Here is a 12,612-nt window from a genome sequence, read left to right on the forward strand (position 1 = left end):
TCAAGTCCAAGCAACCGACAACGGCCTACCATGCGTACCAGTCAATATTTGCTCGCCACACAGAAAGAAACGCCTTCCGACGCGGTCGTGATCAGCCATCAGCTGATGCTGCGCGCCGGCATGATCCGCAAACTGGCCTCCGGCCTGTACACCTGGCTGCCCATGGGCTTGAAGGTGATGCGTAAGGTCGAAGCCATCGTTCGTGAAGAAATGAACGCTGCCGGCTCTCTGGAAGTGTTGATGCCGAGCACCCAGCCGGCTGAGCTGTGGCAGGAATCCGGGCGCTGGGAAGAGTACGGCCCTGAGCTGCTGCGCTTCAAGGACCGTCATGGCCGCGACTTCTGCGCCGGCCCGACCCATGAAGAAGTGATCACCGACCTGATGCGCAATGAGCTGAGCAGCTACAAACAGCTGCCGCTGAACCTGTATCAGATCCAGACCAAATTTCGCGATGAAATCCGCCCACGCTTCGGTTTGATGCGTGGCCGTGAATTCATCATGAAGGACGCCTACTCGTTCCACGCCGACCAGGCATCGCTGCAGGTCACTTATGACCGCATGCACCAGGCCTACTGCAACGTGTTCACGCGCCTGGGCCTGAAATTCCGCCCGGTTGAAGCGGACAACGGTTCCATCGGCGCGCCGGCTCCCACGAATTCCACGTGCTGGCCGAGTCCGGCGAAGACGATATCGTGTTCAGCAACGGTTCCGACTACGCGGCGAACATCGAGAAGGCCGAAGCCATACCGCGCGAAACCTCGCGCCCGGCGCCGGCTGAAGAACTGCGTCTGGTGGACACCCCGGACACCAAGACCATCGCGGCCCTGGTGGAGAAATTCAATCTACCGATTGAAAAGACCATCAAGACCCTGATCGTGCGCGCCGAGGAAGAAGGCAAGCTGATCGCCCTGGTGATCCGTGGCGACCACGAACTCAACGAAATCAAGGCCGCCCAGCAACCTGGCGTGGCCAGCCCGCTGGTCATGGCCACCGATGCCGAACTGCGCGACGCCATTGGCGCCGGCGCCGGCTCCCTCGGCCCGCTGAACCTGCCGTTGCCGATCATCATCGACCGCTCGGTCGAGCTGATGAGCGACTTCGGTATCGGCGCGAACATCGACGACAAGCACTACTTCGGTGTGAACTGGGAGCGTGACCTGCCGGTTCCGACCGTGGCCGACCTGCGCAACGTGGTCGCCGGCGACCCAAGCCCGGACGGCAAGGGCACCCTGGAAATCAAGCGCGGCATCGAAGTCGGGCACATCTTCCAGCTGGGCAACAAGTACAGCAAGGCGATGAAGTGCGAAGTACTGGGCGAGAACGGCAAGCCGATCACCCTGGACATGGGCTGCTACGGCATTGGTGTGTCCCGCGTGGTTGCCGCCGCCATCGAGCAGAACAACGACGACAAAGGCATCATCTGGAGCGACGCCCTGGCACCGTTCCAGGTGGCCCTGGTACCGCTGCGTTACGAAACCGAGCAAGTACGCGAAGCCACCGACAAACTGTATGCCGAACTGACGACCGCCGGTTTTGAAGTGTTGCTCGATGACCGGGACAAGAAAACCAGCCCGGGCATCAAGTTCGCCGACATGGAACTGATTGGCATCCCGCACCGCATCGTGGTCAGTGACCGCGGCCTGGCTGATGGCAATCTGGAATACAAGAGCCGGACCGAAGCCGAAGCCCAACCGTTGCCGGTGGCTGACGTGCTGTCTTTCCTCCAGGCGCGTATTCGTCGCTGAAAACCAGATCAAGAGAAGTCATGTTCAAGCGAAACACCAGAGCCCTGGGGGGCGCCGCCTTGTGCGGCGCCCTGCTGGTCAGCGGCTGCGCCAACCAGATGTCGCAACGCAGTGAGCACGAGGAACGGGTCGAGCGAAAGTTGCTCGACCATAGCCTGCAGATCGATGTAGGCGAACCTAAAGTGCTGGAGCTGCCGCAACGCCGGGTTCGCATTCATGAGCAGAAGACCTTCGAGGTCACCGAATTCGAAGTCACCCGTCGTTACGACCGCTACACGCCCTACCAGCCCTGGCGCAAACTCTATGAGATGCCCCTGGGTGCGGTGGCGTTGGTGGCAGGCGCGGGTGCCAACGTGGCGAATATCTTCGCCCTTGGCAACTTGCCCACCAGCATGACTCACGACTGGCTGACCTACGGCGTGGACGGCCTCAACCCGTTCATGAACGTGCAGTCCCATGGCCGCGCGCAGCAGAACCTGGCGGGTATCGATGAAGTCCAGCGCGACAAGCGCCTGGAGTATTCGAGCCTGCCCTGGAGCGAGCGTCCAGTACAGGTCTTCGCCGGCAAACAGACCCATGAGCTGACCACCGACCGCAACGGCGTTCTGCGCCTTAACCTGTTGGACAGCCCGTTTGCCGAACAGGACCTGAACCACGTCACGACTTTGAAGATCAGCGTTCAGGATGGCCAGGACGATGTGCGTTCGGACTCGACCCTGGCGATCAGCAGCACCCTGCGCGGCAAGTTGCTGGAAGCCCACGGCCTGATTTACGACGACCTGGAAGACGACGAAGTCAGCCAGTGGGTGCACCGGGTCAAGCGCCTGTCGGAGCTGGGCCTGGAAGAAGAAGCCAGCGAACTGGAACAAAGCCTGATCGAATTGACCCGCAATGATCCGGAGTTGCAGCAGGAGTTTCTGCAAGCGCTGACCAAGGATGCGGGGCGGTTGGTGGCAGATCCAGGGGCACGTTGAATCTGAAGCCTGGCGCAGATCAAATGTGGGGCTTGCTCCCTCCCACATTTTGGTTCCGATTTCTACCAGGAGAACTCTAACTGTTCGTTGCCGCCGCTCAGGTCCAGCAACCGTACGCCAATCCCCAGCAACCGCACCGGTTTCCCTCCGCGGTTAAACGCCTGAGTCAGCAACTGTTGATAACTCTCCAGGTCCCTCCCCGCCCCGGACTGTTCCAGGGTCGTCTGGGTAAAGTCGTGAAATTTCACCTTAACGAACGGCTTGCCCGCCTTATAGCTGCTGTCGATACGCGCCATGCGCCCAGCCAGGGTTTCCATCAGCTCAGGAAGTTTTGCCAGGCAACTTGAAAGATCCGGCAGGTCTACGTCGTAGGTATTTTCCACACTGATCGATTGCCGTCGGCTGTCGTTCTGCACCACGCGGTCATCGATCCCACGCGCCAGGCTCCAGAGCCGCTCGCCAAAACTGCCGAATTCGCGCACCAGTGCCAGCTTGTTCCATTCGCGCAGTTGCAGGCAATCTTCAATTCCCAGGCGCGCCAGCTTATCGGCGGTGACCTTGCCTACGCCGTGCAGCTTGCTCACACGCAATTGTGAAACGAAGTCTTCGACCTGGTCAGGGGTAATGACGAAGAGGCCGTTGGGCTTTTTCCAGTCACTGGCGATCTTGGCCAGGAATTTGTTCGGCGCCACGCCGGCGGACACGGTGATGTGCAACTGGTTGGAGACGCGGCGACGAATATCCTGGGCAATACGCGTGGCGCTGCCGCCAAAATGCGGGCTGTCGGAGACGTCCAGGTAGGCTTCATCCAGGGACAACGGCTCGATCAGGTCGGTGTAATCGCGAAAGATCAGCTGAATTTCCTTCGACGCTTCTTTATAGGCATCCATACGCGGCTTGACGATGGTCAGGTCCGGGCAGAGCTTCAAGGCATGTCGCGACGACATGGCCGAACGCACCCCATACGCCCGCGCCTCGTAGTTGCACGTGGCGATCACCCCCCGTCGATCCGCCGAACCGCCCACCGCCAGCGGTTTTTGCGCCAGGCTCGGGTCGTCGCGCATCTCGATGGCGGCGTAGAAGCAATCACAGTCGACGTGGATGATTTTGCGCTGTGTCATATAAAGGAGGCAATCCAACGGGTAGCCAGTATCGCATTCACCCCTGTATATAGCACCAGTAGTTTGAATCTTTCGTCTAAGCGGTAGGAAAATTCCTGGATGAATTTATTTTCTCAATCGAATTTAGCCTTACGATAGAGCTGAAAGCCACGGCCCGACTGGCCCGCACCGGTCAAACGGCCCGGCATGGAGAGCTAACCGATTGAACCACAAGCGCTTTTCTTTGAATCATGGGTTGACACACTCGCGTTCCTCTGTAGAATGCCGACACACAGACGCGGGATGGAGCAGTCTGGTAGCTCGTCGGGCTCATAACCCGAAGGTCGTCGGTTCAAATCCGGCTCCCGCAACCAAACATCAAAAAAGGCTACTCGAAAGAGTGGCCTTTTTTGTGCCTGCTCATTTTAGGCAAATCGCGGATTGTCGAACAAAAAACCTTTCCTCACGCGCACTTACGGGCGCGCAGCCACCCTTTCAGGGTTAATTCGCACTTATTTGACCCATCGGTTGATTAACGGTTGACACCTCGTCGCTGGGCTGTAGAATGCCGCCCACAGACGCGGGATGGAGCAGTCTGGTAGCTCGTCGGGCTCATAACCCGAAGGTCGTCGGTTCAAATCCGGCTCCCGCAACCAAACATCAAAAAAGGCTACTCGAAAGAGTGGCCTTTTTTGTATCTGGCAAAAAAGTTCTTCTGAAACAATGACATGGCATCTTTCATGAAACCCTGCGCGGTTTGTTGAGTCCATCTCATCGCACGCTATGCTTACGCCTCTACGACCAATGGCCGCAGTCGCCCCACCCGGTGATCCGCGTTAATATTTGTAATTATTTTGTCCATAGGGATTGGTAACTTGGCTGGATACCTCCATCCTGTCGCGCACAATCCACGAGGTGATTGATGCGCGCCAACTCGTCTGAACCACAAGAGACCGTTACAGCAGAACAACCGATCACTCCCACCCGCTTGCGCTGGCTGGATCTGTTGAGCAAATACCGGCAACCCATCGGGCTGGCCGTTACCTTGCTGCTGTTCGCAATCGCTCTGATCGCCTGCCGGCACTTGCTGCTGGAGCTGGATCTCTACGCCCTCCACGACTCGATTCTGGAAGTGCCCAAGCCGGCATTGCTGGGTGCATTTGCCGCAGCCGTCGCCGGGTTCATCATCCTATTGGGCTATGAGTTTTCCGGCGCGCGTTACGCCGGCGTAAACCTACCCGCCAAAACCCTGGCCCTGGGCGGCTTTACCGCGTTTGCCATCGGCAATGCCATTGGCCTGTCGATGCTCTCGGGCGGGTCGGTGCGCTATCGTTTATATGCACGCCATGGCATCGGTGCTTCGGAAGTGGCCCATATGACCGTGTTCGCCAGCCTGGCCCTGGGCTGCGCCCTGCCACCGCTGGCCGCACTGGCCACGCTGAGCAACTTGCCGGCCGCATCGACCTACCTGCATTTACCGCAAAGTGTGCTCGGCGGCGTTGCCGGCGCCGTGCTGCTGCTGTCGACGATGCTGTGCATCGGTATTTATCGCCGTCGCCTGCCGGAACAGCCGTATCGGGACAACCTGCTGGTCCGGGTTGGCCGTCGCACCCTGCGCTTGCCTGGCCGGCGCCTGACGTTCCTGCAGTTGGTCATCACTGCACTCGACGTTGCCGCCGCCGCCGCAGTCCTTTATATGTTGCTGCCGGAAGCCCCGCCGTTCGGCCCGTTCCTGCTGGTGTACCTGCTGGCCCTGGCCGCTGGCGTGCTCAGCCATGTACCGGGTGGTGTCGGGGTGTTCGAAGCAATCCTGCTCGCGGCCTTCGCCGATAAGCTCGGGGCGGCGCCATTGGCTGCCGCCCTGCTGCTGTATCGCATGATTTATGTGGTGCTGCCGCTGCTGATCGCCTGCGTGTTCCTGTTGGTCAATGAGGCCCAGCGCCTGTTTCAGACCCAACAAAGCCTGCGCGTGGCCTCGGGCCTGGCGGCACCGGTATTGGCCGTGCTGGTTTTTTTGTCCGGCGTGGTCCTGCTGTTTTCCGGCGCCACGCCAGAGATCGACTCACGCCTGGAAAACATCGGATTCCTGATCCCCCACCGCCTGATTGACGCGTCGCACTTCGGCGCCAGCCTGATCGGCGTACTGTGCCTGTTGCTGGCTCAGGGCCTGCGTCGACGCTTGTCGGCCGCCTGGATGCTGACCATGGTGCTGCTGCTGACGGGCGCCCTGCTTTCGTTGCTCAAGGGTTTCGACTGGGAAGAAGCCAGCCTGATGACCATGACGGCGGTATTGCTCGCGATCTTCCGTCGCTCGTTCTACCGCGCCAGCCGCCTGACCGAGTTGCCGTTTTCGCCGCTGTACCTGGTGTCCAGCGTCTGCGTGCTGGGCGCCTCGATCTGGCTGCTGCTGTTTGCCTATCAAGACGTGCCTTACAGCCATCAACTGTGGTGGCAGTTCACCCTCGACGCCAACGCGCCACGCGGCCTGCGTTCGTTGCTGGGGGCCGCCGTGTTGCTGGTGATCGTCTCGCTGACCTGGCTGCTGCGCACCGCGCGACCGGTGATCCACCTGCCGACGCCGCAAGAGCTGGAACGCGCCACCAAGATTCTGATGGCCTCGTCCCAGCCGGACGGTGGCCTGGCGCTGACCGGCGACAAGGCGCTGCTGTTCCACCCCAACGACGAAGCCTTCCTGATGTATGCCCGTCGTGGCCGCAGCCTGGTGGCCCTATACGACCCGATCGGCCCGACCCAACCGCGTGCCGAGATGATCTGGCAGTTCCGCGACCTGTGCGACATCCACCATGCGCGCCCGGTGTTCTACCAAGTGCGGGCGGAGAACCTGCCGTACTACATGGACATCGGCCTCACCGCGATCAAGCTGGGCGAAGAAGCCCGCGTCGACCTCAAACGCTTTGACCTGGAAGCCAAGGGCAAAGAGATGAAGGATCTGCGCTACACCTGGAACCGTGGCACCCGGGACGGCTTGTCCCTGGATATCTGCGAGCCGGGCACGGCGCCGATGGATGAATTAAAAGTTATCTCGGACGCCTGGCTTACCGGTAAGAATGTGCGCGAAAAGGGCTTTTCCCTGGGGCGCTTCAGCGACGACTACCTCAAGCACTTCCGTATTGCGATCATTCGCTTCGAAGGGCGCCCGGTGGCCTTTGCCAACCTGCTTGAAACCTACAATCATGACCTGGCCAGCCTTGACCTGATGCGTGCCCACCCGGACGCGCCCAAGCTGACCATGGAATTCATGATGGTCGGTCTGATTCAACATTATAAGAGTCACGGCTACGCCCGTTTCAGCCTCGGCATGGTGCCGTTGTCGGGCCTGCAACCGCGACGCGGTGCGCCACTGACCCAGCGCTTGGGTTCGATGGTGTTCCGGCGTGGCGAGCAACTGTATAACTTCCAAGGTCTGCGCCGCTTCAAAGACAAGTTCCAGCCTGACTGGGAACCCCGTTACATGGCCGTGCCGGCAGGACTTGATCCGCTGGTGGCGCTGGCCGATACCGCCGCCCTGATCGCGGGCGGCTTGACTGGATTGGTGAAACGCTGATGATTCGACGTTCCTGGCGGTATGTATTGGCCTTTGTAGTGCTGCTCGCCCTGGTCCTGGGCGCCGGCTTTTGGTACTGGAACCGCCCTGCCCCGCAGCCAACCCTGGAGCAACTGCCTCAGGCGGATGGCTCGGTGATGACCCGCGTGACCCCGGCCGTCACGCCAAAAGCGCGTGTCGCCGTCGCCGTGATGGCCGACGAAACCCTGACCGACAGCCAACTGATCGCCCTTAGTCAGGGCGGCAAGGCGCAGATCGTCCAGGTGATCCTGCCAAAAGACGACTGCAAGCTGCAGGAACAAGCGCTGCAAAGCGCCCTGGGCCAGCTCAAGGGCCCGGCGACGCTGGTCAGCGGCATCGGCCCTGGCGCGGCCCTCGCCTGGCGCTGGCTGGCCGCCCAGAACGACGACAAGGCCAACGCCATCTCCGTCGGCTTCGCCCTGGTGCAGGAAGGCTGCAAGGACCCACTGCCCAAGACCGCCGCCCACGGCAACTGGCTGGTGGCATGGAACGATAACCCTGACGATGAAAGCGCCAGTTTCGTACGCGATACCCCGCGTGCCACAACCAGCATCAGCGACTACGACATCCACTACCCGCAAGTCCTGAACAACGAACTGCGCAAGCAACTGGTGGGTTCGGACAACGGCGGACTGGCGATTCCGGTGGTGGAAGTACCGGCCGGCCAGGCCAAGGACACAGTCACCCTGTTCCTCTCCGGTGACGGCGGCTGGCGTGACCTGGACCGCGACGTGGCCGGTGAAATGGCCAAGATCGGCTACCCGGTGGTCGGCATCGACACCCTGCGCTATTACTGGCAGCACAAGACTCCGGAACAAAGCGCCAAGGACCTCGCGGAGCTGATGCAGCACTACCGGCAGAAGTGGGGCACCAAACGCTTCGTGCTGACCGGCTATTCGTTCGGCGCCGACGTATTGCCCGCCATCTACAACCGTATGCCGGAGAACGAGCAACAGCGGGTCGATGCAATCATCCTGCTGGCGTTCGCCCGCACCGGCAGCTTCGAGATCGAAGTGGAAGGCTGGCTGGGCAATGCCGGTAAGGAAGCCGCGACCGGCCCGGAAATGGCCAAGCTGCCGGCGGACAAGGTGGTGTGCATTTACGGCGAGGAAGAAGTCGATGAGAGTGGCTGCACCGACAAGACGGCGGTGGGCGAGGCAGTGAAGCTGCCAGGCGGGCATCACTTCGACGAAAACTACCCGGCGCTGGCCAAGCGCTTGGTGGATATCATCGTCAAGCATCAGGCCAAAAGCGAATAACCCAAGCCTTACAAAAATCAAAATGTGGGAGGGCTTGCCCCCGATAGCGGTAGGTCAGTCACAGCATTGTTGACTGACACCCAGCTATCGGGGCAAGCCCCCTCCCACAGTTGTTTTGCGGTGCTCATAAAATCTAGCGCGGTTCGATGTGCGCAATCATCAGTTGCACCGTTTCATTCCCACGGAACTCGTTAACATCCAGCTTGTAGGCCAACTCCACCCAACGCACGGTCGGGTTTGGCCAGACCTCACGGTCCACACCAAACGCAATACCATCGAGCTTCACCGACCCGCATTCGCTCTTGAGCACCACTTTCAGGTGCCGCTCCCCCACTACGCGCTGTTCCACCAACTGGAATACCCCGTGAAACAACGGCTCGGGAAAGTGCTGCCCCCACGGGCCGGCATGGCGCAGGGCGCGGGCCAGTTCCAGGTGAAATTCTTCCACCGCCAGGGTGCCGTCTGAAAGCAGGCGGCCGGTGAGGTCTTCTTCGCGCAATTGCCGGCGCACTTCGGCATCGAAGGCCTCGGCGAACAGGGGGAAGTTTGCCTCGGGCAACGTCAGCCCCGCCGCCATGGCGTGGCCGCCATACTTGGCGATAAGGTTGGGATGCTGGCTCGCAACCACTGCCAGGGCATCACGGATGTGAAAACCCTGCACAGAGCGCCCTGAGCCCTTGAGCAAGCCATCACCGGCGTCGGCGAAGGCGATGGTCGGGCGAAAATAGCGCTCCTTCATGCGCGATGCCAGGATGCCGATCACGCCCTGGTGCCACTCCGGGTCGAACAGGCACAGGCCGTAGGGCATCGAGTCCACCGGCAAGTCCTTGAGCTGGGCCAGGGCCTCGCGCTGCATGCCTTGCTCGATGGACTTACGGTCCTGGTTCATGCCGTCCAGTTGCGCGGCCATTTCCCGTGCCGCCGCGACATCGGTGGTGAGCAGGCATTCGATGCCCAGGCTCATATCGTCCAGGCGTCCGGCCGCGTTGAGCCGTGGCCCGAGGATAAACCCCAGGTCAGTGGAAGTGATGCGCGCCGCGTCGCGCTTGGCCACCTCAAGGATCGCCTTGATCCCCGGCCGCGCACGACCGGCGCGAATACGCTCCAGACCTTGATGCACAAGGATGCGGTTGTTGGCGTCCAGGGGCACCACGTCGGCAACGCTGCCCAGGGCGACCAGGTCGAGCAGATCGCCGATGTTCGGCTGCGGCTTGTTCGCGTACCAGCCCAGGTCGCGCAAACGCGCACGCAGCGCCATCAGCACGTAGAAGATCACCCCCACGCCGGCCAGGGCCTTGCTCGGAAAGTTACAGCCAGGCTGGTTCGGGTTGACGATGGCGTCCGCCGCCGGCAACTCGTCACCAGGCAAGTGGTGGTCGGTGACCAGCACCTTCAGCCCCGCCACTTTCGCCGCCGCCACGCCTTCGACACTGGAAATGCCGTTGTCCACCGTAATCAGCAATTGCGGCTCGCGCTGCAGAGCCACCGCGACGATTTCCGGCGTCAGGCCGTAGCCATATTCGAAACGATTGGGCACCAGGTAATCGACATGGGCCGCGCCAAGCAAACGCAGGCCCAGGGTGCCCACGGTGCTGGCAGTGGCACCATCGGCATCGAAGTCACCAACGATCAGAATGCGCTGACGCTGCTCCAGGGCCGTCACCAGCAAGTCCACCGCGGCGTCGATGCCCTTGAGCTGCTGATAGGGAATCAACCGCGCCAGGCTCTTGTCCAGCTCGGCCTCCGACTGCACCCCGCGTGCGGCGTAAAGGCGGGTCAACAGCGGCGGTAGTTCACCGAGAAAAGGCAGGACGGCGGGCAATGGGCGGGGATCGATACGCATGGGGTGACGGGAGCTTCTCTTCTAATACATCGGTTAAACACAGATAGTGAACGCAGCAGAGATCAAGTGTGGGAGCTGGCTTGCCTGCGATGCATACGACTCGGTACATCAGACACACCGAGTGGATGCCCTCGCAGGCAAGCCAGCTCCCACCTTTTCAACCGCGCTCGCCGACCAGCCATTGCAGTTGCACTTCATGCTGGCCACGGTCATCGGTCACAAAGATCGTGCCTTCGCTGATCATCACGTCCCACTTGATCACCCGCGGCATGTCCTTGGCCAGGGTCTCCAAGACTTCCTGGGGCACGGCAGCGATGTGCACGTTTTTCAGGTTGTTGGCCACCGGCACCACCTTGCCTTCCCACACGCGCAGGCTGCCATAGGCCAGCAGCTGGTGCGCTCGGTGCGGCGCGAACACCAGGTCAGGCGGTCGGCATCGGGCTGGCCGACTTCGATCCAGTGCAACACCCGGTCGTCCAGGCTTTTTTCCCACAGGGCGGGTTCATCCACATCCGACAGACCACGCCCGAACGCCAATTGCTCGTTGTAAAAGAGGGCGTAGGCCAGCAGGCGCACGGTCATGCGCTCTTCGGTTTCCGAAGGGTGACGGGCGATGGTCTGTTTAACGCTCTCATACACCGAACGGTCGAGGTCGGTGAGGTTGAGTTCGAATTTGTAGGTCGTGGACGGCTGGGCCATGAACGGGCTTCTAAAGACAGGGAAAGGCGCCAGTCTAACCGATGGCGGGGTCATTCAACGAATCATCCACCTTATCCCTCGCCGTTCGCCTATGTTAAAAGGCATCACACATCTGCCCAGCGTCTGAAGGATCCCCATGTCGTTTAATGCCAAACCGCTTGCCGGCCTGAAAGTCATCGAACTCGGTACCCTGATCGCCGGGCCGTTCGCCTCACGTATCTGTGCCGAATTCGGTGCCGAGGTGATCAAAGTCGAATCCCCGGACGGCGGCGACCCGCTGCGCAAATGGCGCAAGCTGTATGAAGGCACCTCGCTGTGGTGGTTCGTACAGGCGCGCAACAAAAAGTCACTGACGCTGAACTTCAAGCACCCGGATGGCCTGGCGATCCTCAAACAGCTGCTGGCGGACGCCGATATTCTCATCGAAAACTTCCGCCCCGGCGTACTGGAGAAGCTCGGCCTGAGCTGGGAAACCCTGCACGCACTGAACCCGAAACTGGTGATGGTACGGCTCTCGGGCTTCGGTCAGACCGGCCCGATGAAAGATCAACCGGGGTTTGGAGCCGTGGGCGAATCCATGGGCGGGCTGCGTTACATCACCGGTTTCGAGGACCGGCCGCCGGTGCGCACCGGCATTTCCATCGGCGACTCCATAGCCGCCTTGTGGGCGGTGATCGGTGCGCTGATGGCGCTGCGGCATCGTGAAGTGAATGGTGGCTTGGGCCAGGTGGTGGACGTGGCGCTGTACGAGGCGATCTTTGCGATGATGGAAAGCATGATTCCCGAATTCGACGTGTTCGGCTTTATCCGCGAACGCACCGGTAACATCATGCCTGGCATTACCCCCTCCTCCATCCACACCAGCGCCGACGGCAAGCACGTGCAGATCGGCGCCAATGGTGATGCGATCTTCAAGCGTTTCATGAGCGCCATCGGCCGTGACGACTTGGCCAACGACCCGCAACTGGCCGGTAATGACGGGCGTGACGGCCGCCGTGACGAGCTTTATGGGGTGATTGATCGCTGGGTGAATTCGCTGCCGCTGGAACAGGTGGTGGAGCAGCTCAACCAGGCCGAAGTGCCCGCCAGCCGCATCTACAGCGCCGAAGATATGCTCGGCGACCCGCAGTTCCTAGCCAGAGAGATGTTCCTCAAGGCGAAGTTGCCCGACGGCAAGGACTTCAAGATGCCGGGCATCGTGCCCAAGCTGTCGGACACCCCCGGCAGCTGCGAGTGGGTCGGGCCGCAGCTCGGTGAACACAACAGCATCGTGCTCAATGAGTTGGGATACGACGCCGCCGCGATCACGCGCCTGCGCGAACAGGGCGCCATCTGAATCGCAGGCAAAAAGAAACCCCGAAGCGTGGGGAGACACTTCGGGGTTAAACGTGGCCTTACAATGACCA

6 protein-coding genes, 2 tRNA genes and 2 pseudogenes are annotated in these 12,612 nt (G+C 61.0%); 7 read left to right on the top strand and 3 right to left on the bottom strand.

Going from position 1 to position 12,612, the window contains the following annotated elements:
• The first annotated feature begins 30 nt into the window (after positions 1 to 30).
• Together JWR98_RS23450 and JWR98_RS23455 are read left to right on the top strand one after the other, a co-directional pair.
• Positions 31 to 1,745: pseudogene (locus JWR98_RS23450) on the top strand (proline--tRNA ligase).
• Positions 1,746 to 1,765: 20 nt separating this feature from the next.
• A complete protein-coding gene (locus tag JWR98_RS23455; RefSeq protein WP_205491324.1) occupies positions 1,766 to 2,719 on the top strand; it encodes a hypothetical protein in 954 nt (317 codons plus the stop codon).
• A gap of 62 nt (positions 2,720 to 2,781) precedes the next feature.
• On the opposite strand, the gene dinB is transcribed toward JWR98_RS23455, so the two are convergent.
• Positions 2,782 to 3,840 (bottom strand): DNA polymerase IV, encoded by a 1,059-nt coding sequence (gene dinB, locus JWR98_RS23460; RefSeq protein WP_078734524.1) that lies wholly within the window; start codon positions 3,838 to 3,840, stop codon positions 2,782 to 2,784.
• Positions 3,841 to 4,116: 276 nt separating this feature from the next.
• Between dinB and JWR98_RS23465 the strand changes: the two genes are divergently transcribed.
• The 4 genes from JWR98_RS23465 (at position 4,117) to JWR98_RS23480 (ending at position 8,664) form a co-directional block, all read left to right on the top strand.
• A tRNA-Met gene (locus JWR98_RS23465) sits at positions 4,117 to 4,193 on the top strand.
• 205 nt (positions 4,194 to 4,398) lie between these two features.
• Positions 4,399 to 4,475: transfer RNA gene (locus JWR98_RS23470), tRNA-Met, on the top strand.
• Positions 4,476 to 4,741: 266 nt separating this feature from the next.
• Positions 4,742 to 7,384, top strand: a complete 2,643-nt coding sequence (mprF, locus tag JWR98_RS23475; protein WP_205491326.1) for a bifunctional lysylphosphatidylglycerol flippase/synthetase MprF — start codon at positions 4,742 to 4,744, stop codon at positions 7,382 to 7,384.
• Entirely contained in the window at positions 7,384 to 8,664 is a 1,281-nt protein-coding gene (locus JWR98_RS23480) for a virulence factor family protein (protein ID WP_078734526.1), read from the top strand. Before mprF ends, JWR98_RS23480 begins: the two co-directional genes overlap by 1 nt.
• Positions 8,665 to 8,797: 133 nt before the next feature.
• Here JWR98_RS23480 and recJ read toward each other — a convergent pair whose 3' ends face one another.
• Together recJ and JWR98_RS23490 are read right to left on the bottom strand one after the other, a co-directional pair.
• Positions 8,798 to 10,507, bottom strand: coding sequence for a single-stranded-DNA-specific exonuclease RecJ (gene recJ, locus JWR98_RS23485; RefSeq protein WP_205491327.1), 1,710 nt, complete (start codon positions 10,505 to 10,507; stop codon positions 8,798 to 8,800).
• Between the two features lie 157 nt (positions 10,508 to 10,664).
• A pseudogene (locus tag JWR98_RS23490) lies at positions 10,665 to 11,206 on the bottom strand (YaeQ family protein).
• Positions 11,207 to 11,342: 136 nt separating this feature from the next.
• On the opposite strand from JWR98_RS23490, the gene JWR98_RS23495 reads away from it, so the two are divergent.
• On the top strand, positions 11,343 to 12,542 hold the full coding sequence (locus JWR98_RS23495; protein WP_078734529.1) for a CaiB/BaiF CoA transferase family protein: 1,200 nt from the start codon (positions 11,343 to 11,345) through the stop codon (positions 12,540 to 12,542).
• Positions 12,543 to 12,612: the final 70 nt, after the last annotated feature.

The organism is Pseudomonas lactucae (assembly GCF_016937615.1).
Lineage (GTDB): Bacteria > Pseudomonadota > Gammaproteobacteria > Pseudomonadales > Pseudomonadaceae > Aquipseudomonas > Aquipseudomonas lactucae.